The organism is Pedobacter sp. HDW13 (assembly GCF_011303555.1).
GTDB lineage: Bacteria > Bacteroidota > Bacteroidia > Sphingobacteriales > Sphingobacteriaceae > Pedobacter.
The window spans coordinates 5,327,201-5,346,776 of the sequence record NZ_CP049868.1 but is presented as its reverse complement, the minus strand read 5'-3'; the positions used below and the strand labels follow the sequence as shown (position 1 = coordinate 5,346,776).

At 38.4% G+C, this 19,576-nt stretch carries 25 protein-coding genes; 14 read left to right on the top strand and 11 right to left on the bottom strand.

From position 1 onward, the window contains the following. The first annotated feature begins 35 nt into the window (after positions 1 to 35). From G7074_RS22240 to G7074_RS22210, 7 genes are all read left to right on the top strand, one after another. Positions 36 to 791 (top strand): LytTR family DNA-binding domain-containing protein, encoded by a 756-nt coding sequence (locus tag G7074_RS22240; RefSeq protein WP_124560344.1) that lies wholly within the window; start codon positions 36 to 38, stop codon positions 789 to 791. A gap of 110 nt (positions 792 to 901) precedes the next feature. Then, positions 902 to 1,264, top strand: coding sequence for a response regulator transcription factor (locus G7074_RS22235; RefSeq protein ID WP_124560345.1), 363 nt, complete (start codon positions 902 to 904; stop codon positions 1,262 to 1,264). Between the two features lie 10 nt (positions 1,265 to 1,274). Next, positions 1,275 to 1,901, top strand: coding sequence for a hypothetical protein (locus G7074_RS22230; protein WP_124560346.1), 627 nt, complete (start codon positions 1,275 to 1,277; stop codon positions 1,899 to 1,901). Positions 1,902 to 2,030: 129 nt separating this feature from the next. Beyond that, positions 2,031 to 3,404 (top strand): exonuclease domain-containing protein, encoded by a 1,374-nt coding sequence (locus G7074_RS22225; RefSeq protein ID WP_124560347.1) that lies wholly within the window; start codon positions 2,031 to 2,033, stop codon positions 3,402 to 3,404. Positions 3,405 to 3,423: 19 nt separating this feature from the next. Then, positions 3,424 to 3,762 (top strand): MmcQ/YjbR family DNA-binding protein, encoded by a 339-nt coding sequence (locus G7074_RS22220; protein ID WP_166211446.1) that lies wholly within the window; start codon positions 3,424 to 3,426, stop codon positions 3,760 to 3,762. A 99-nt stretch (positions 3,763 to 3,861) separates the two neighbouring features. After that, positions 3,862 to 4,185 carry a helix-turn-helix transcriptional regulator gene (locus G7074_RS22215; RefSeq protein WP_124560349.1) on the top strand — a complete coding sequence of 108 codons (324 nt, stop codon included), beginning with the start codon at positions 3,862 to 3,864 and terminating at the stop codon, positions 4,183 to 4,185. Between the two features lie 26 nt (positions 4,186 to 4,211). Then, the gene (locus tag G7074_RS22210) at positions 4,212 to 4,646 is read left to right on the top strand and encodes an SRPBCC domain-containing protein (RefSeq protein ID WP_166211443.1); all 435 of its coding nucleotides are present in this window, start codon (positions 4,212 to 4,214) and stop codon (positions 4,644 to 4,646) included. Positions 4,647 to 4,694: 48 nt separating this feature from the next. On the opposite strand, the gene bioA is transcribed toward G7074_RS22210, so the two are convergent. Genes bioA through G7074_RS22195 form a run of 3 tightly spaced genes read right to left on the bottom strand, consistent with a single transcriptional unit; the run spans position 4,695 to position 7,415 of the window. Beyond that, positions 4,695 to 5,984 carry an adenosylmethionine--8-amino-7-oxononanoate transaminase gene (gene bioA / locus G7074_RS22205; RefSeq protein WP_124560351.1) on the bottom strand — a complete coding sequence of 430 codons (1,290 nt, stop codon included), beginning with the start codon at positions 5,982 to 5,984 and terminating at the stop codon, positions 4,695 to 4,697. 5 nt (positions 5,985 to 5,989) lie between these two features. Then, positions 5,990 to 6,442, bottom strand: coding sequence for an NUDIX domain-containing protein (locus G7074_RS22200; RefSeq protein ID WP_124560352.1), 453 nt, complete (start codon positions 6,440 to 6,442; stop codon positions 5,990 to 5,992). Then, positions 6,429 to 7,415: a cation diffusion facilitator family transporter gene (locus G7074_RS22195; RefSeq protein WP_124560353.1), complete on the bottom strand. Its 987-nt coding sequence runs from the start codon at positions 7,413 to 7,415 to the stop codon at positions 6,429 to 6,431. Before G7074_RS22195 ends, G7074_RS22200 begins: the two co-directional genes overlap by 14 nt. Positions 7,416 to 7,527: 112 nt before the next feature. On the opposite strand from G7074_RS22195, the gene G7074_RS22190 reads away from it, so the two are divergent. Then, complete coding sequence (locus tag G7074_RS22190) at positions 7,528 to 8,724, top strand: pyridoxal phosphate-dependent aminotransferase (RefSeq protein WP_199748344.1); 1,197 nt, start codon at positions 7,528 to 7,530, stop codon at positions 8,722 to 8,724. Between the two features lie 288 nt (positions 8,725 to 9,012). On the opposite strand, the gene G7074_RS22185 is transcribed toward G7074_RS22190, so the two are convergent. After that, positions 9,013 to 10,257, bottom strand: a complete 1,245-nt coding sequence (locus G7074_RS22185; RefSeq protein ID WP_124560354.1) for an ABC transporter permease — start codon at positions 10,255 to 10,257, stop codon at positions 9,013 to 9,015. Between the two features lie 200 nt (positions 10,258 to 10,457). Here G7074_RS22185 and queA point away from each other — a divergent pair, with 200 nt between their 5' ends. Further along, positions 10,458 to 11,507, top strand: a complete 1,050-nt coding sequence (gene queA, locus G7074_RS22180; protein WP_124560355.1) for a tRNA preQ1(34) S-adenosylmethionine ribosyltransferase-isomerase QueA — start codon at positions 10,458 to 10,460, stop codon at positions 11,505 to 11,507. A gap of 75 nt (positions 11,508 to 11,582) precedes the next feature. Then, positions 11,583 to 12,251: a 2-C-methyl-D-erythritol 4-phosphate cytidylyltransferase gene (locus G7074_RS22175; RefSeq protein ID WP_124560356.1), complete on the top strand. Its 669-nt coding sequence runs from the start codon at positions 11,583 to 11,585 to the stop codon at positions 12,249 to 12,251. 92 nt (positions 12,252 to 12,343) lie between these two features. Here the strand turns inward: G7074_RS22175 and G7074_RS22170 are convergent, their stop codons facing one another. The 6 genes from G7074_RS22170 to G7074_RS22145 form a co-directional block, all read right to left on the bottom strand. Then, positions 12,344 to 12,502 (bottom strand): lmo0937 family membrane protein, encoded by a 159-nt coding sequence (locus G7074_RS22170; protein ID WP_143009563.1) that lies wholly within the window; start codon positions 12,500 to 12,502, stop codon positions 12,344 to 12,346. Between the two features lie 343 nt (positions 12,503 to 12,845). Further along, a complete protein-coding gene (locus G7074_RS22165) occupies positions 12,846 to 13,067 on the bottom strand; it encodes a DUF2795 domain-containing protein (RefSeq protein WP_010603503.1) in 222 nt (73 codons plus the stop codon). Between the two features lie 86 nt (positions 13,068 to 13,153). Continuing rightward, on the bottom strand, positions 13,154 to 13,702 hold the full coding sequence (locus G7074_RS22160; RefSeq protein ID WP_166211440.1) for a cob(I)yrinic acid a,c-diamide adenosyltransferase: 549 nt from the start codon (positions 13,700 to 13,702) through the stop codon (positions 13,154 to 13,156). Positions 13,703 to 13,770: 68 nt separating this feature from the next. Further along, the gene (locus tag G7074_RS22155) at positions 13,771 to 14,529 is read right to left on the bottom strand and encodes an ABC transporter ATP-binding protein (RefSeq protein WP_124560359.1); all 759 of its coding nucleotides are present in this window, start codon (positions 14,527 to 14,529) and stop codon (positions 13,771 to 13,773) included. Positions 14,530 to 14,634: 105 nt separating this feature from the next. Further along, positions 14,635 to 14,925 carry an Asp-tRNA(Asn)/Glu-tRNA(Gln) amidotransferase subunit GatC gene (gene gatC / locus G7074_RS22150; RefSeq protein ID WP_166211437.1) on the bottom strand — a complete coding sequence of 97 codons (291 nt, stop codon included), beginning with the start codon at positions 14,923 to 14,925 and terminating at the stop codon, positions 14,635 to 14,637. A 1-nt stretch (position 14,926) separates the two neighbouring features. Further along, positions 14,927 to 15,652 carry a 1-acyl-sn-glycerol-3-phosphate acyltransferase gene (locus G7074_RS22145; RefSeq protein ID WP_124560361.1) on the bottom strand — a complete coding sequence of 242 codons (726 nt, stop codon included), beginning with the start codon at positions 15,650 to 15,652 and terminating at the stop codon, positions 14,927 to 14,929. A 170-nt stretch (positions 15,653 to 15,822) separates the two neighbouring features. Here G7074_RS22145 and trpS point away from each other — a divergent pair, with 170 nt between their 5' ends. The 4 genes from trpS to kdsB all read left to right on the top strand — a co-directional run bounded on the left by trpS (position 15,823) and on the right by kdsB (position 18,511). Beyond that, the gene (trpS, locus tag G7074_RS22140; protein WP_124560362.1) at positions 15,823 to 16,821 is read left to right on the top strand and encodes a tryptophan--tRNA ligase; all 999 of its coding nucleotides are present in this window, start codon (positions 15,823 to 15,825) and stop codon (positions 16,819 to 16,821) included. 77 nt (positions 16,822 to 16,898) lie between these two features. Then, positions 16,899 to 17,513, top strand: coding sequence for a deoxynucleoside kinase (locus tag G7074_RS22135; protein WP_025144984.1), 615 nt, complete (start codon positions 16,899 to 16,901; stop codon positions 17,511 to 17,513). Positions 17,514 to 17,553: 40 nt separating this feature from the next. After that, positions 17,554 to 17,754, top strand: a complete 201-nt coding sequence (locus G7074_RS22130; protein WP_124560363.1) for a DUF5808 domain-containing protein — start codon at positions 17,554 to 17,556, stop codon at positions 17,752 to 17,754. 1 nt (position 17,755) lies between these two features. Beyond that, positions 17,756 to 18,511 carry a 3-deoxy-manno-octulosonate cytidylyltransferase gene (gene kdsB / locus G7074_RS22125; RefSeq protein WP_166211434.1) on the top strand — a complete coding sequence of 252 codons (756 nt, stop codon included), beginning with the start codon at positions 17,756 to 17,758 and terminating at the stop codon, positions 18,509 to 18,511. A 69-nt stretch (positions 18,512 to 18,580) separates the two neighbouring features. On the opposite strand, the gene G7074_RS22120 is transcribed toward kdsB, so the two are convergent. Continuing rightward, positions 18,581 to 19,534, bottom strand: a complete 954-nt coding sequence (locus G7074_RS22120; protein WP_124560365.1) for a bifunctional helix-turn-helix transcriptional regulator/GNAT family N-acetyltransferase — start codon at positions 19,532 to 19,534, stop codon at positions 18,581 to 18,583. Positions 19,535 to 19,576 lie beyond the last annotated feature (42 nt).

The following is a 19,576-nucleotide window of genomic DNA, read 5'->3' as shown; positions in this document are numbered from 1 at the left end:
GAAATTGTAATTTGCAGCATCTAAACCTATTAAAAATGTCAATAAGTTGTATCGCTATCGATGATGACCCCCATTCGTTGGAGAATCTGATAGCTTATATGGATAAGCTTCCTGATTTGAAACTTATCCAAACTTTTACAGAACCCATCCAGGCTTTGGCAGAGATTTCTGCATCAAACCCTGTTGATATTATTTTCCTCGATGTAGAAATGCCTTCCCTATCCGGTATTGAACTGGCTGGTTTGCTTAGGCAAAAAACGAAACACCTTGTTTTTACCACAGCCCATGCCCGTTATGCGATTGATGCCTTTAAAGTAGAAGCAGATGCTTACCTGCTAAAACCTTACTCTATTTTACATTTCACCAAAACCATCAATAATTTATATCCAACGGGCAAAAAAGCAGTTAACTCCTTCTCTATTTTTGAAGAGAATTTTTTTTACCTCCCATTACAGGGTGATGACGGCAACCTTGTTAGAATTGACCTCAATGAATTGATTGCAGTAGAAGATTTTGATCACGATGTTCAGTTTAAAACCACAATTAATACCTTTTTAAGTTCAAGATCAAACTTCACCAAAATGCTTAACATGCTCAAAAAGCATTCGGCATTTATTCAGATCAGCCCAACAGTTATTATTGCCAAACAACACATTAAAAGCGTATTAGGTAATAGCGTATTGTTATCTAACGAAACTGCATATACCATTTTTGATGCTTATAAAGAGCAGTTTGCAGGCTTTGTAAAAAGCAATCACCCTGGAGAAACTCCGAAGCAAGACACCCCATAATTATCTAAATTTCTGTACGCCTCTCTTTCCCACTTTTTATTTTCTTTAAAACATTACCTTACGAATTTTGTATTAGGATAGTCTATTTAATAATTTATTGATTATCTGTTTTGAAAAAAGTATTGGTTGTGGATGATGATCCAGATGTATTAGAGGTTGTGCAAGAGGTATTAGAAACCGAAAATTATAAAGTTTATCCGCTCTTATCTCCACGGTTTATATTTAAGGCCGTTAGGGATTTCAACCCTGACCTGATTATTCTGGACATTATGTTGAACGGAATGGATGGGCGTGCCGTATTCAAAGAGTTAAGATTAAACGCCGAAAGCAATAACATACCGGTTATGCTTACCTCAGCCAGGTTCGATGAAAGTTATGTGGTATCGCAAAGCTACCATCCCGACGATTATTTACGCAAGCCTTTCACAATAAGTAGTTTATTACAAAAAGTAGGCACACTGACCGAAAACTAAAAAACCACATATGAATTTAAGATTATTAATTGCAGGCTTTTTACTATCCGCTACAGTCTCTACGCAAGTAAAAGCACAAAACAGACCCGATAAACTATATTCGATGAGTGGCATCGGAATGGCTTTCCCAATGGGTGAAACTTCTGATTATTTTAAACCTAAATTTTCTACTTCGTTAGGACTAAATTTAGGCCTGGGCGATGGTGGTTTATTCCTCTACCCTAAAGTGAGTTTGCACGCTTTTACTTTCAATCAGATTACCCCAGATGCTGGCTATACCTACACTTTGCAAAAAGGGAGATCTACTACTTACCTTTTAAATGTGGCATTGGGGTACCGTAAAATCGTAGATAAATGGGCGTTTTATGGCTTTGCAGGTGCCGGAGGAGGAATTATCCTTACCCCTCAGGCTGGCGTTAACACAACCACACTGCAAGTTACACAATCTAATAAATCAAATGGTTTAGGCATTGCCGAAGCTGGTGCCGGCATTGAGTACAATCTGGGCGGCGCCAATTTATTTGTAGAAACCAGCTATATGTACGGTTTTGGTAAAATACAGAACCGAACTTTTAACACCCTCCCAATTACTGTGGGTATTAAACCTAATTTGAGCAAATTACTTAACAAACTATAGTTGCCCCCACATACAAAATACAGCAGCGGTTACATTAAATAGGTAACCGCTTTTTTTATGCTAAAGAAATAATCAAAATTATTTTTATACTAATTATTTTAGTATAGATTTGTAATCAAAATACATTTCATGTTGTACGCAGTTGTAGATATAGAAACCACTGGTGGTCATGCCTCAGCAAATGGCATTACCGAAGTTGCCATTAACATTCACGATGGTAATGAAATGGTAGAATCTTATACCACATTGATTAACCCCGGCATAGCTATTCCGGCTCACATTACTGCGCTTACAGGCATTGATGATGCCATGCTGAAAGATGCCCCTGTTTTTGAAGATGTGGCCTTACAAATTTACCAGTTGTTACACGATAAGATTTTCGTAGCACACAATGTCAATTTCGACTATTCGTTCTTAAAACACCATTTAGCGACAGCGGGCTATGATTTACAATGTACTAAACTGTGCACAGTTAGGCTCAGTAGAAAATTAATTCCGGGCAAGGGCTCTTACAGCTTAGGCAAGCTTTGTACAGCACTTGAAATTCCCATATACAACAGGCACAGGGCTGCCGGCGATGCCGATGCAACCAGTATTCTTTTTAATCTGCTGTTGGCGAATGATGACAAGGGAATTATTGCAGAAATGCTTAAAAAGACCTCGAAAGAACAGGCGCTACCGCCCCATTTAGATAAAGCTTCGATTTTAAGGTTACCTAATCAACCCGGTGTTTATTATTTTAAAGATAGTAAGGGAAAAATTGTTTACGTTGGTAAGGCGAAAAACCTTAAAAAAAGGGTCACCAGCCATTTTACCGGCAATAACGCAAATCGCCAGCGCCAGGATTTTCTGCGCACCATACACCATGTCGATTTTGTGGTATGTGGTACCGAGTTAATGGCCTTAATTTTAGAGGCTAATGAAATTAAACGCCTTTGGCCCGAGAATAACCGCGCCATGAAACGCTACGAACATAAGTACGACCTGTACGTATTCGAAGATCAAAACGGTTACCTGCGCCTGGCGATCGATAAACATAAAAAAAACAACCGTGCATTTCAGAGCTTTAATAATCTGCTGGAAGGTTATAGCTTTTTAAACCAGATGGTTGATAAATACCAGCTTTGCGCCAGGCTCTGTTACCTACAAAAAACAGCAACCAAATGTTATGCACACGAAAACGGACAATGTTTTGGGGCCTGCAGTGGCATAGAAACCGTTACGGTTTACAACAAAAAATTAAACGCGGCACTGGCAGATATACAAAAACAACAGCCTAGTTTTGCACTGGTTGATGAAGGCCGGGATGTCAACGAATTTAGCTGCCTGGTAGTAGAGAAAGGCCAGTTTTACGGCATGGGCTATTTTACCGATACCAAATACCTCTCGGATGGATTAGCACCAATTAAAAATGACTTGTCCATCTATCCATCCAACAGTTATATTTTGAACCTGATTTTAACACACGCAGCACAATACCCGCAAAAAATGTATAAATTGTAGTTGATGTAAACCTACCTTTATGAACACTTCAACTTTTTGCGTGCATTGCCTTTCATTCGAAGAAGTTGTTGAAATGCCCCATTTTGAGAAAACTTCTTTCCGGGTAAACAAAAAAATATTTGCCACCTTAGATCTTCAGTATAACCGGGCTACATTTAAGCTGTCAGCAATTGACCAATCCATTTTCTGCGATTACAAGCCCGATAAAATAAGGCCCGCAACCGGAGCTTGGGGCAAGCAAGGTTGGACCATTTTCGAAATAACTGATCTTCCTGATGAAATGGTTACTGATGCACTTACCCTTTCCTATTGCAACGTGGCACCGCCAAAACTAGCGGTGAAGTACAAAAGAGACTAATTTTCGACATACAGAAACAGATTAATACTAAAAAGTAGTATAAAAATTTGCGTAAGTGATTACTTACACTTATATTCGTAAGCAATTACTTACATAAATATGAGAAGAGATGTATTTCAAGCCATTGCCGATCCAACACGAAGAGAAATTATTAACCTCATTGCCCATAAAACACTAAACCTGAATGCCATTGCCGAAAATTTCGAGATGAGCAGACCTGCTATTTCGCAGCATATAAAAGTGCTTACGGAATGTGGTTTAATTGAAATGAAACAGCAAGGCCGGGATAGATATTGTTATATCCAGTTTCAAAAACTGGCAGAGGTAGCACAATGGTTAGAGCAGTACCGCACCTTCTGGACCAATAAATTAGATGCATTAGCGGTACACCTATCAAAAGACCAACAACCTGAACAGGAATAAAAATTAGAAACTAAAACCCTATAAAAATGAAAAACGAACCAGTTATTGTAGAACGGGTATACAATGCCCCTATCAGCAAAGTATGGAAAGCTTTAACGGATAACAATGAAATTAAACAATGGTACTTCCAGTTAGCAGATTTTAAACCCGAAGTTGGTTTTAAATTCGAGTTTACAGGCGGACCGGATGATGGACCTCAATACCTGCATCTGTGCGAAATAACCGAAATTATTGAAGGCAAAAAACTTGTTTACAGCTGGCATTATGATGGCTACCCGGGAAACTCGCTGGTAAGCTGGGAGTTATTTGAAAAAGGCGACAAAACCTTGCTAAAACTAACCCACACTGGCATTGAAAGTTTTGCTTCAGCAGGATCTGATTTCGCAAAAACAAGCTTCAATGGTGGCTGGAACTACTTTGTTAACGACGCGCTTAAAAATTACCTTGAGCCAGCGGCTTAGCTAATCCTCAAATTATACCGGGCATAATTAATACGCTCGGTATAATCGTTAAATTTCTGCTAAAGCTTGCTTTATAGCGTCATAAATATAATCTAGGTCAACATCGCTGATCACATAAGGCGGCAAAATGTAAATGATATTGCCCAGAGGCCTTAAAATAATTCCTTTGTCTAAAAAGTAAGCGTACAGTAAGTTGCGCAGGTTACTTAAATAAGAAGTTTCGTCACCTGTTTCCCATTCTATGGCAATAATAGTACCTGTTTGCCTTACCGCTTTTACCTTAGCATGTGCTTTTATTTCCTGTAAAAACACAGCATGTTTAGCCTCTACCCGCTTAATATTAGCCAGGGTTTCTTCCTTCAGTAAAATATCTAAACTGGCCAGCGAAGCTACGCAAGCTATTGGGTTTGCTGTAAATGAATGTCCGTGGTAAAGTGTCTTTAATTTATCCTCGCTTAAAAAGGCATCAAATATTTCATCGGTACAGGTAGTGATTCCTAAAGGCATAGTACCTCCGGTTAAACCTTTACTTAAACAAATAATATCAGGTTTCTGGTTCAGTTTTTCGCAGGCAAAATACGTGCCTGTCCGGCCAAATCCAGTCATTACCTCGTCGGCGATAATTAAAATACCGGCCTTTCTACAAGCTGTAACCAGTTCATCAAGGTATTTTGCTTCATACATCAACATACCACCCGAACCTAAAATTAGTGGTTCAAAAATAAAACAAGCGGTATCTGTAAGATTAGAAATGTAAGCTGTGAGATCTGAGATATTGTCTTCGTTGGGTAAGTCGATAAAATCGACATCAAACAACAAACTGTTAAAAGCATCCGTAAAAATGCTGCGTCCACTAACAGACATGGCACCAAAGGTATCGCCGTGGTAAGCATTTTTAAAGGCCAGAATCCTGGTTTTAGGTTTACCTTTATTATCCCAGTATTGCAGGCACATTTTAAGCGCTACTTCTACTGCTGTAGAACCATTATCGGTATAAAAGACCTTATCTTGCTTACCCGGCAAAATAGGCAAAAGCCTCTCAGCCAGCAAAACAGCCGGTTCGTGGGTAAAGCCCGCAAAAATTACATGTTCGAGTACATTGAGTTGCTCAGCCACCTTTTGTGCAATGTAAGGGTGCGCATGGCCATGGATATTTACCCACCACGAAGAAACTGCATCGATATACTTTTTACCGTTTTCGTCGAAAACATAAACACCCTCTCCCTTCACAATCGGAATGTGGGGTAAAGCATTTTTCATTTGGGTATAAGGATGCCAGATTACTTTTTTATCGCGTTCGGCTAAATTTAAGTTAGTATCTGGAGAAGTATCTGACATAATAATTAATGATTTACAGAATATTGATCTTTTAAAAGCTGTGCCACGGTTTTATCTGTTTTAAAGGTAATTTCATCGATGGCTAAATTCTCAATCTTAACCCACCTAAAAGCCTGAAGAATTTCACCTTCCCCGTCGAAATCGTAAATTTCAGCTTTAAAAGCTAATTTTAAGGGAGCTTTTTCCTTAACCAGATAATATACACTAATTACCTGACTATCGTTAAACGATGATTTTTCATAAAAATCAGTAGTGTAAAAATGAGATAGCACATCAATTTCAGCTTCGCATTCTTCTACAAATTCACGCTTCAATCCATCTATCAAACCTTCGCCTAATTCTAAGCCACCACCCGGGAATTTACTGAAACGGAAGCCATATTCTTCTTCATCACTTACCAAAACCTCGTTATTGTGGTTAATTAAGAGCCCGTATACGCGGACATTAAAGTAGCTCATTTTCGAAATGCTTTTTATTTTTAATTACAATTTCAGGTGTCCAAACAATTTCTTTTCTAAATGCTTCCGATCGTACCGGGCACTCGCTCATGTGGCAGTAGTGGCAACATTCGGGCAAACAAGGGTCGGCATGAATAAAAAGCTCGGCCTTGCGTACACCGTTTGAATTGATGAGTTCATCAATCTGCGAAATTTCGCGGTGTACTTTATTTAAATCGAAATAATAAGGTAAAGTTACATGGCAATCGATATGAAATTCAGGGCCATACTGTTGCGTACGCAGGTTGTGCACATCTATCCAGGGATTATGACGATTTTTCTGCAATACTTCTACCACTTCTTCTACCAAGGTAAAATCACTTTCATCCATTAAACCACCAACCGAACCACGCGTAAGTTTATAACCCGAGTAAACAATATAAAAACCTACCAAAACAGAAAGCAAACTATCCAGCCAAATAATATTTGTTAGCTGGATCAGAATCAATCCTACTACAATAGCCGCACTGGTGTAAGTATCGGTTAACAAATGTCTACCATCAGCCTGTAGTGTAATAGAATGCTGATCTTTACCCACATTAATGAGGTATAAACCAACAATCATATTAACCAGGCCGGTAATACCGATAATCAGCGTTCCTTCTAATAACTGTCCTACTGAATGAGGGTAAATAAGGTTGTAAGACGATTTAAAGATAATGATAACGCCGGCAATCAGGATCAGGATTCCCTCTACAAATGCAGAGAAAAACTCTACTTTACCATGTCCATAGGGATGGTTTTCATCGCGAGGCTGTGTACTGAGATAAATACTGTAAAAAGCAAAGCTTCCGGCAATTACGTTTACAATACTCTCGGCTGCATCAGTTAAAATCGAGTTAGAACCTGTAATAAAATAAGCTGCAAACTTGGCCAGCATCAATAAAATGCTCACCACCAACGATAGTATAATTGCTTTTTTCTTTACCGACACAGTGCTTTTTTGTACAAAAATACGCTTATCGAATAAATTAAATGAGAAAAATATCTGTTTTTTAGTGCAGAATAATATTTGGTTTATATATTTGCGCTCAAAGTAATTAACCATGAGCACCTTATCGAAAAGAATCAACAGCCTGTCAGAATCTGCAACCCTTAAAATGACCAAACTTGGCCGCGAACTAGCGTCAAAGGGCATTAATATAATCAGTTTAAGTGTTGGCGAACCCGATTTTAACACGCCAGACCATGTAAAAAATGCTGCAAAAAAAGCATTAGATGAAAATTATACACGCTACTCGCCGGTTCCGGGATATCCTGAGTTGCGCCAGGCGATCGTAAATAAACTTAAAACAGAAAATAATCTAGATTACGATATTTCTCAGATCGTGGTTTCAACAGGTGCCAAACAATCGTTATCGAACGTAATTTTAACCTTAATTGATCCTGATGATGAAGTAATTATCCCTACTCCTTATTGGGTTTCTTACTCAGAAATGGTTACGCTTGCCGAGGGTAAATCAGTTTTTATTGATACGGACATTGAAAGCAATTTCAAAATTACACCTGCACAGTTAGAAGCGGCAATTACCCCAAAAAGTAAACTGTTTATGTTCTCTTCGCCATGTAACCCAACTGGTTCGGTTTACAGCAAAGAAGAATTGGCAGCTTTAGTGGCGGTTTTCGAAAAACACCCTAATATTTACATCCTTTCTGATGAGATTTACGAGCACATCAATTTTGTAGATAAACACGAATCAATTGCTCAGTTCGATAGCATTAAAGACCGTGTAATTATTGTAAACGGTTTCTCTAAAGCATTTGCAATGACTGGCTGGAGATTAGGGTACATTGCTGCAAACAAAGAAATTGCTGCTGCAAACGATAAATTACAAGGACAAACCACATCGGGTACTTGCTCTATTGCACAACGCGCAGGTATTGTGGCTTACGAACAAGGCTTAGAAAGCGTTTTAGTAATGAAAGAAGCCTTTTTACGCAGAAGAGAACTGGTTTATAACTTGTTAAACGAAATTCCTGGTGTAAAAACAAACCTTCCTGATGGTGCTTTTTATTTCTTCCCTGAAATCAGCTCGTTCTTCGGCAAAAAAGACGCTGACGGGAATGTAATTAAAGATTCGGCTGACTTAGCTTTATATTTACTAAATGTAGGTCACGTAGCAACTGTAGGCGGCGATTCGTTTGGTAACAACAACTATATCCGCTTATCTTATGCAGCATCAGATGAGAGCCTGGTTGAAGCATTAAGAAGAATTAAAGAAGCTTTAGGCAAACTATCCTAATCAATTAACAGTTAGCAATTTCCAGTTAACTATATAACAACAAACCCCTCGTTAATTCAGTTTAACGAGGGGTTTATATTTTTATCCGGTACTTGGTATCACACCGACAACCAAACTGTATCTTTTATATTTTGAAAATGAAAGCCAGTATTTCATGGTAACATTGGTCCTTCTTTCCGTTACTAGTCCGCACCCGGTGAAAAACCGGCTTTGCGGGCTATCCACTTCAATAAGGTTTATTAACTGAGGCAGCTACATAGCACTCCACCCTGCAAACTGGCGACTAAACTAACTTCTAATCGCTTCTACCGGGTCTAATCTCGAAGCCGAATATGCTGGCCAGAATCCGGAAATTGTACCGATAATAATCGAGATCCCGATTCCTAAAGCAATATTATTCAAGCCCAATATGATATGGAAATCTGTTGCAGCCCCAATCCCAAGCGCAAACAGATACACGAGTAACAGCCCGAGCAACCCACCCAAAATACAAAGGGAAATAGATTCAAATATAAACTGTAGCAATATGAAATAATTTTTAGCGCCCAACGATTTTTGAATCCCGATAATATTGGTCCGTTCCTTAACCGAAACGAACATAATATTGGCAATACTGAAACCACCTACCAAAATAGAGAAGCCACCAATAACCCATCCGGCAATATTTACCATTTTAAACATCGAGTCTAGCTGGTTCGATAAAATGGTGGTTTTATTCAGCGCAAAATCTTCTTCCTGTCCAGGCCTTATGCGGTGAATAGAGCGCATTAAGCCTTTAAGCTCGCTTTCTACTTCTTCTAAACTTACATTATCGTTGCCACGTACAGTGATTTGCGGTCCGTAACGTTCGCTCTGAATATCCAGTACACCCTTGGCAAAATTAATGGGAATATTTACGTTTTTATCAAGTGAAGTGCCAAGCATATCTTCGCCCTCTTTTTTAAAAACACCTACAACGGTTAACCTTCTACCTAAAATCTGAACCTGTTTTCCTACAGCTCTATCGCCATCAAAAAGGCCGTCTGAAATATCAGAACCTAAAATACAAACCGGTGAACCATTTTTACTCTCATTTTCGGTAAAGTAACGGCCATCCTGCAGTTCAAAATTCCACGTTTTATTAAAATCATGTGAGGCCGCCCAAACAGAAATTCCTTCAACAGAACTGCTCCGGTATTTAATGGTCCGGTCGTTAGTCGATATTTCGAAGGTTACGCCTTGTGCATTTTCAATTCTTTCGCGTAACGCTTCAAAATCACGCATAGAAGGCTGTGGGCGGTTCATGTATTTCCACCAGGGATAATTATCGCCAAAGCTCCAGGGCCATTTTTGCACATAAATAGTGTTCGAGCCCAGTTTATCAACGCTCGACTGGAGTTTACCTCTGAAGGTATCCACAGCAGAAAACACCGCTATAATGGTAAAAATACCAATGGTTATAGCCAAAAGCGATAACATGGTACGCAATTTATTCTGGCGCAACGCATCAAATGCAAAACGGAAACTCTCGCCTATTAGCCTAAAAATTATCATAATTAGAGGTTAGATGCAAAGCCTGTTAAAAGGTTACAGCATATCTTCAAAACTAATTAATTTTTATGGCTACAAGGCAATTACAAGCCGTATAATTTAACTTAAAATGAAGTAAAACATAATATAATCAAATGCGTTTGATAAAATACCGAAAAGAAAAATTAAATTCGTATTTTTGCACCTCAAAAAATTCATCAGGAATGAAATTATCACAATTCAAATTTAACTTACCTGAATCATTGGTAGCCAATAATCCGGCTGAAGAACGCGACGAAGCTCGCCTAATGGTTTTACACAAAGACAGCGGTAAAATTGAACATAAAATTTTCAAAGACGTTTTAGGTTATTTCGACGACAAAGACGTAATGATATTAAATAACACCAAAGTTTTTCCTGCCCGTTTATACGGTAACAAGGAGAAAACCGGTGCTACTATCGAAGTTTTCTTATTACGTGAATTAAATAAAGAACTGCGTTTATGGGATGTTTTGGTTGATCCGGCCCGTAAAATCCGTGTAGGCAATAAATTATACTTTGGTGATGACGATTTGTTAGTTGCTGAGGTGGTAGATAACACTACTTCACGTGGCCGTACCATTCGTTTTTTATTTGAAGGCAGCGACGAAGAGTTTAGAAAAAACGTTGAAATTTTAGGCGAAACACCACTTCCTAAATACATTAAACGTAAAGCTACCGCTGAAGATAAAGAGCGTTACCAAACTATTTTTGCTAAGCACGAAGGTGCTGTTGCAGCTCCTACCGCAGGTTTACACTTTAGCCGCGAGTTAATGAAACGCCTTGAACTTAAAGGTGTTGATTTTGCTGAAGTAACTTTACATGTTGGTTTAGGAACTTTCAGAACGGTTGAGGTTGAAGATCTGACCAAACACAAAATGGATTCTGAGCAGTTTATTATCGAGCAAAAAGATGCTAACATTGTAAATAAGGCTTTAGAAAACAAAAGAAAAATCTGTGCTGTAGGTACTACTTCTATGCGTGCTATCGAATCGGCTGTTTCTGCTAACAGAACTTTAAAGGCTGCTAACGATTGGACCAGTAAGTTTATCTTCCCTCCGTATGATTTCAGCATTGCAAACTCGATGATTACCAATTTCCACACACCAGAATCTACTTTATTGATGATGGTAAGTGCTTTTGGTGGCTACGAAAATGTAATGAATGCATATGAGGTTGCAGTTAAAGAAAAATACAAATTCTATAGCTACGGCGATGCCATGCTGATCATATAGATTTGAGTAATGAGATATGAGATTTGAGTTAAATCAGATCTCATATCTCAAATCTATCATCTCATATCTCCTCCCATGAAAAATTACGCTATAATTGTAGCAGGCGGTTCTGGCAATCGGATGCAGACAGAAACCCCAAAACAATTTTTATTGCTCAAAGACCTCCCGGTTTTAATGCATACCATAAAAGCTTTTGCCCAAAGCGAGTCCCAACCTAAAATTTTATTGGTTTTAAATAAAGATCAGCAAGGTTACTGGCGCAGGTTATGCGATGAATTTAATTTTCGCATTCCACATCAGGTTATTGATGGTGGCACAGAGCGTTTCCATTCGGTTAAAAACGCAGTATACACCATTCAAGAAGAAGAAAGTGTTGTAGCCATACACGATGCCGTACGTCCATTGGTTTCGAAAACACTGATTGACAATTGCTACCGGGCAGCCGCACAACAAGGCAATATTATTGCTGCAGTACAATCGAGTGATAGTGTACGTTTGTTCAGAAACGAAAAAACATCGGCACTAAAGCGCGATGAAATCTATCTGGTACAAACACCTCAAACATTTAACCTTAAAGTACTTAAAGAGGCTTATAATCAAGAATTCGATAGTAATTTTACCGATGATGCCAGTGTGGTAGAATCCATTGGCCACAACATTAATATTATTGAAGGAGAACGAAGTAATATTAAAATCACCTACCCGATCGATCTCGAACTAGCGGAACTATTGTTAAAACCATAACAATAAAAAAGGAGCTTCATAAAAATGAAACTCCTCTTATCTTTCTATTTTTAGGTCAGGCTTAAAAACAGAGTATATCCAACTGATATATTTTACGCGGCCCTACCAATAATTTTAAGCAGGATTGCAATAACTGCGATAACCAATAAAACGTGGATTATACCACCAACATCGCCGAAGCCGTGAAATATAAATCCGATGACCCAAAGTATTACCAATACTACTGCGACTAAATACAATAAATTTCCCATAGTGTTAATTTTTTAGTAATGTAAATTATTGCAGTATTAACACCTGATTTTTCGCTTTTGTTTAAAAATTGTAAATATTTATTAGTATGGTAGATATTTACCCGCAAATTTAATAGAATCAAGACAAATTAAATTAATGGCTTTTACCTGCACACATCGCGAAGTCAGTGGGAAACAAACCTTAATTATTCTCCCGCAGATTTAAGGTGATAAACGCAGATACAATAAACAGTTTAATCAGCGTATTCCATGAAATTAGAGGGAGAAGAAAGAAGCTGTTCTTAAGTATGAGAAGGGCATAAAAAAACCTCCCGTTTATACCGGAAGGTTCCTTATCTTATTCTTAGTATTCGTCCTCGTTAAAGAAGAAATCTTCTTTAGTTGGATAATCTGGCCAGATCTCCTCAATAGTTTCATAAGGCTCGCCATCATCTTCTAATGCCTGTAAGTTTTCAATAACTTCTACCGGGGCACCAGAGCGGATACCGTAATCAATTAATTCATCTTTAGTTGCAGGCCATGGTGCGTCTTCCAGGTGCGATGCTAATTCTAATGTCCAATACATATCATCAATTCAATTAAATTCGTATTCCTTTATTATGCGCAAAGTATATTAAAATTTTTGAGCAAAACAAACTTATTTTTCAACTATTAAACCCGCGGGATCCAAATATTTTCTTCCGCCTTGAAATCCATCGTCAGTTTTCGTGCCAAAACAAACAAATAATCACTTAAACGGTTCAGATAAATCGTTACGTGCTCATCTACAAAGCTATTTTCTGCAAGCTCCACTGCAAGCCGTTCTGCCCTTCTGCATACACATCTGGCCAGATGGCAGTAAGAAACGACAGTATTTCCTCCAGGTAATACAAAGTGTTTTAAAGCTGGCAAGGCTTCATTCATCTCATCCATCTCATTTTCGAGCAGTACAATATCTGTATCATGTAAATCAGGGATTTTCATTTTCGATTTCTCAGGGTCGGCCGCTAATGATGCACCTACTGTAAATAAACGATCCTGAATCTCTTTTAACAACTGTTTATAATGCGAATTAATATCCTGGCACATAATTAAACCGATGTAAGAATTGAGTTCATCAACGGTTCCGTAGGTTTCGATACGGTGATGAAATTTAGGCACACGGGTACCACCAATAAGTGATGTTTGCCCCTTGTCGCCGGTTTTAGTGTAGATTTTCATATGAAAAGGTTAAAGGCGGGAGATTTAAGGTTTTAAAGCCTTATCCCCTATGCCTTACAGCATCAACCTTAGTTAATTTTCTCCCAGTCGCTGCCACTCTCTTTTAAAGCCTGTAAGCGCGGCGAAACGTTCTTCACTTCGGTGTTTAAATAATCGTTTTCGATCAATCCGTCACGCATACGCACAATCCGATGGGCATGTTGGGCAATATCTTCTTCGTGCGTTACCAGAATAATGGTGTTGCCTTTGCTGTGAATCTCTTCTAACAAACCCATAATTTCGATTGAGGTTTTGGTATCTAAGTTACCGGTTGGCTCATCGGCAAGAATGATAGAGGGATCGTTAATGAGTGCTCTTGCAACAGCTACACGCTGGCGCTGACCACCCGAAAGTTCGTTAGGTTTATGATCCATACGGTTACCCAAACCAACATTTTCTAAAGCTTTGGCAGCCCTAGCCTGACGATCTTTTTTACTGCTTCCTGCATAAATTAAAGGTAAAGCCACATTATCAAGTGAAGTTGAACGCGGCAATAAGTTAAAGGTTTGAAACACGAAACCAATCTCCTTGTTGCGTACTTCGGCAAGCGCATCATCACTCATGTGGCTCACGTTTGTACCGTTTAGTACGTAAGTGCCGCTTGTAGGAGTATCTAAACAGCCTAAAATATTCATCAAGGTTGATTTACCCGAACCAGATGGTCCCATCAGTGCTACAAATTCGCCTTTATTGATATCTAAAGAAACTGATTTTAAAGCGTGAATCACTTCAGATCCAATAACATATTTACGGCCAATTTCCTTTATAGTAATGAGTGGTTTCTCCATGTTTTTTCTTTTTTAGACAAGGGCAATGGCAGGTATGTTACAAGAGTTTAAAAATTTCATTATAAACATTGCTTAAATTCATACCTATGGTTATATCAATAACGGCTATTTCTCGATTATTTTAGGTACCATAAAAAATTCGTCGCTATGTTTAGCTGCGTTTTTTAAACCCTCTTCAGTAGTAATTTCCTGTTTCACCACATCTTCGCGCCAAACATTAACAGATTCGTTCATATAAACCAAAGGTTTTACATTAGCGGTATCTAACTCGTTTAATTTTTCCATGAATGATAAAACTTTATTCATTTCCGGAATGAGTACATTCACTTGTTTTTCATCAATATGAATTCTGGCCAGGTCGGCTATTTTATGGATGGTTTTTGCGTCTAAATTCATATTATACTAATTTACTATCAATCAATTGGTAAACCTGCTCTTTTAATGCGTCCGAATCGTCGGCACTCATTGCAGCAGTATTTATGGGTTTGTGGACGTAAATATCGCAAATTCCCGGCTTACTTCCATACTTTGCTCCATCATCCCAGTTAATTTGCCAAATATTGGCTAAACTTACTGGTACCAGTGGGATATTTTTATCGATGGCTAAACGAAAAGGACCGTTTTTAAATTCACCAAGTTTTGGCGGATAATGATCATCGATCTTTCCTTCGGGAAAAATGATCAGACTCATTCCTTTTTCTAAATTCTCGCCTGCCTTTTTAAAAGCCCTGAAAGCAGAAATTTTACTATCGCGCTTTACAGCTATATCAATTGTTTTAAAAAAAATGCCCAGCACCGGATTATTCAAGAGCTCATCTTTTCCCATAAAATGATACCTGCCATGCCCCATGATGCAAAAAATCATGATATCGAGATTAGAGCTATGGTTGGCACAATAAATATAAGTTTGATTCCTATCTAATTTCTCTTCATAATGATAAGAGAAAAATACGCCTGCAAAGAAACTGCATAGAAAACTGTTGGCTTTTCTGAAAAAGTTTAATACGCCATAATACTTTTCGTTGCGGGAAGTTAAATAGTAAAAAGGATAAAAAAGCGCAAAAAAGAATATGATGCAGAACAGAAACCATACGCGGTGCAGCTGACGAAGAAATTTAATCATAGATGCACCAAAAATATAAAATAGGTTGACATATTTAAGTTTAGTTTACGGTATTTTTTCAATACTATAAGGAGTGGAAAACATAGACACTATATTGTTGAACCTAAATTGATATAAAATTGATCACATGTTATACAATGCTTGTATTTTATTTTTAATTTCGTGGCATTATGAAAGAAACAGTGGTGAGTGGCATCCGCTCAACAGGAAAATTACATTTAGGTAATTATTATGGTGCAGTAAAAAACTTTGTGCAAATGCAAAATGATTACAATTGCTACTTTTTTATTGCCGATTTACACTCTTTAACAACACATCCTACCCCGGCCGATTTGCATGGCAACATTAAACATGTGCTGGTTGAATATTTAGCCAGCGGTATAGATCCGGAAAACAGCACCATTTATATACAGAGCGATGTACCTGAAATTGCAGAGCTTTATTTATATCTGAATATGAATGCTTATATGGGCGAACTGGAGCGCAGTACTTCATTTAAAGATAAAGTGCGTGCCAACCCTGATAACGTAAATGCAGGCCTATTAACCTACCCGGTTTTAATGGCAGCCGATATTTTGATCCATAAAGCCACCAAAGTACCTGTTGGTAAAGACCAGGAGCAACATTTAGAAATGGCCCGTACATTTGGTAACCGTTTTAACCGCTTGTACAATACCGAATATTTCCCTGAGCCTTATGCGTTTAGCTATTCGGATAAACTGGTTAAAGTACCAGGTTTAGATGGCAAGGGTAAAATGGGCAAATCGGAAGGTGAAGCCAATGCGGTTTACCTATCTGACGATCCTGAAACCATCCGTAAAAAAGTAATGCGTGCGGTTAGCGATGGCGGCCCGACTGAAGAAAACCAGCCAAAGCCAGAACCTATTCAAAATCTGTTCGATTTAATGAAAGTGGTTTCGAGTGCAGACACGCACCAGCATTTCGATGAGTTATACAACAAAATGCAAATCCGCTACGGTGATTTTAAAAAACAACTGGCCGAAGATATGATTATTGCCACTGCCCCGATGCGTGAGCGTATACAGGACATTGCCAAAGACGATTCTTATTTACGTCAGGTAGCCAAACACGGAGCATTAAAAGCTCGCGAAAGCGCACAAAAAACCATTAGGGAAGTTCGTAGTTTAATTGGGTTTAAAAGTTTTTAATTAATATTGCGATAAGCGCTTAGCGTTTGGCGAAACAACGCCTCCCGCAAAACGCCGAACGCAAAACGCAAGAACATATGCATATAGCAATTGTAGGGAATATTGGTGCTGGTAAAACTACTTTAACTGGCCTTTTGGCAAAAAATTACGGATGGGAAGCTTTGTATGAAGCTGTAGACAATAATCCTTATCTGGAAGATTTTTATAGCGACATGAAGCGCTGGAGTTTTAACCTTCAGATTTATTTCCTGAACAGCCGTTTTCAGCAGATTACAGATATTGAAGTTAACAAACGCAACGTAATACAAGACCGGACTATTTACGAAGATGCCCATATTTTTGCAGAAAACCTGCACGATATGGCTCTAATGACTACTCGCGATCACGACAATTACCGTGCAATTTTTGATAACATTACCTCGTTTATTAAACCACCTGATTTATTGGTTTACCTGCGTGCGTCGGTGCCTACTTTGGTTAACAATATCCAACGCCGTGGTCGCGAATATGAAGCAGGAATCAGAATTGATTACTTGTCTAAACTGAACGAAAAATACGAAGCCTGGATAAAAGGTTATAACCTGGGTAAATTATTGATTTTAGATAAGGACAAATTGGATTTCACCAATAACCCTGAAGATTTAGGAACGGTAATTCAATCTATCGAGGCCGAAATTAACGGTTTATTTTAGCCTGAATAAATATTTTGCTTAAAAATAATTAACACATAAGATGGGCAAAGATTTTCAACACGAAAACCCAGTTAACTGGAAGTGGGGAATCATTTATTTCAATAAATCAGATTCACGCATAATTGTTCCGAAGCGCCATAAAATACTGGGCTGGACACTCAACTTTGCCCATCCTGTTTCTTATGTAGTTTTGTTACTTATTTTCGGTGCAGTTATCTTATTAAGAACCTTAAATAAATAGTATGTCTAAAATTATCGGAATTATTCCTGCACGTTACGCCTCTACCCGCTTTCCGGGAAAACCTTTGGTTGATATTGCCGGAAAAACGATGATACAACGGGTGTATGAACAGGCTTCAAAAGCTGAAAGTTTATCGAAAGTGGTTATTGCTACCGATGATGAACGGATTGCCGATGAAGTAAAAAGATTTGGTGGTGAATTTGTATTCACAGCAGCGCACCATCAAAGCGGAACCGATAGATGCGCAGAAGTAAGTGAGCAATTACCCGGGTTTGATATTGTAATCAACATTCAGGGCGATGAACCTTTTATAGAACCTGCACAAATTGATTTACTGGCCAGCTGCTTTACCGAAGAAAAAGTAGAGTTGGCAACCTTAATTAAACCAATACAAAGTCAGGAAAGTATTTACAACCCAAACAGCCCCAAAGTGGTAATTGATGTAAATGGCAGGGCGATGTACTTTAGCCGTAGCCCTATTCCTTTTATCAGAAATGGCGAGCCGGGTGTTTGGGCAGAAAAGCATCAGTTTTACAAACACATTGGCATTTATGGCTATAGAACAGAAGCACTAAAAGCCATTACTAAACTGGCTCCATCTTCATTAGAAATTGCCGAAAGTTTAGAGCAGCTGCGCTGGATTGAAAACGGCTTTTACATTCAGACAAAAGTTACTGATCTAGAAACTGTTGCCATTGATACACCAGAGGATTTATTGAAGTTGAATAAGTTGCTGAAGGCACTGAAGCTGGAGTAATATTTGGTTTAAACGGTTAACTGTTTAAATCGGTTAATCGGCTCCAAACTTACTACTCCAGACTCCAAACTATTTTATAACTAATTCCATCTGAATATTGCACCTCGTATAAGGAGTTGGTTTTCCGGCCACTTTTTTAAAACCAAGTTTATGATACAGGTTAATGGCTGGTTTTAATATGGTATTGCTTTCTAAATAGATTTTAGCTGCACCAAATGACCGGGCTTTTTCTACAATAGCCGAGGCCAGTAAAAACCCAATATTCTTACCTTGAGCTTTTGGCGAAACAGCCATTTTAGCCAGTTCGAAATCATATTCGCCATCGTTCATTTTAATTAAAGCGCAAACACCCAGCGGTTCACCATCAAATAAAGCAACCAAAATATAACCTCCCTGATCTAAAATATAACTCTGCGGATTATCCAGTGCCTTATAATCAGATTCTTCCATTTCAAAATAAGTAGAAATCCACTCCACATTTAAAGTCCTGAATACTTCTTGATATTGCGGTGTATAGGCTACAATTTCAACTTTCGAACTGTCGCGTTCCTTTTTCTTTTCCATCACCCGTCTTAATAATGTTTTCGATTCCAACAAAAACTCCCACTCGCCTATTGCTTCCCATAGTTTATTTTGTGTTTGTGCAGAAAGCTCTTCAATTGCCGCATCCACATCAATCAGCTGGTCTTTAATTTTATAAGCAACCTGCATACCGATTTCAGACAAGCTGATTACATTTCTTCTACCATCCTCTTTATCCTTGCTCTCTTTTACGTACCCCTTTTTTAGCATTTCGCCTATAATTTTACTCACCGAGGGATGCGAGTGGCCAATTGCTTTAGCCAGTTCGGTTATGGTTTTCTCCTCTCCCTGCGATAAGGAATAAAAAACCGGGAACCACTTGGGTTGCATATCTATATTATAAAGCTGATAAATATTAGCAGCATCTTCTGTTACCTTATCTGTTAGCATGCGCAACCTGCTGCCTATTGCCACTTTTCCTGTTTGTTCGAAAAAATCCATAAATAATTAATTACGTAATCAGTTACGCAAATATAACTAAAT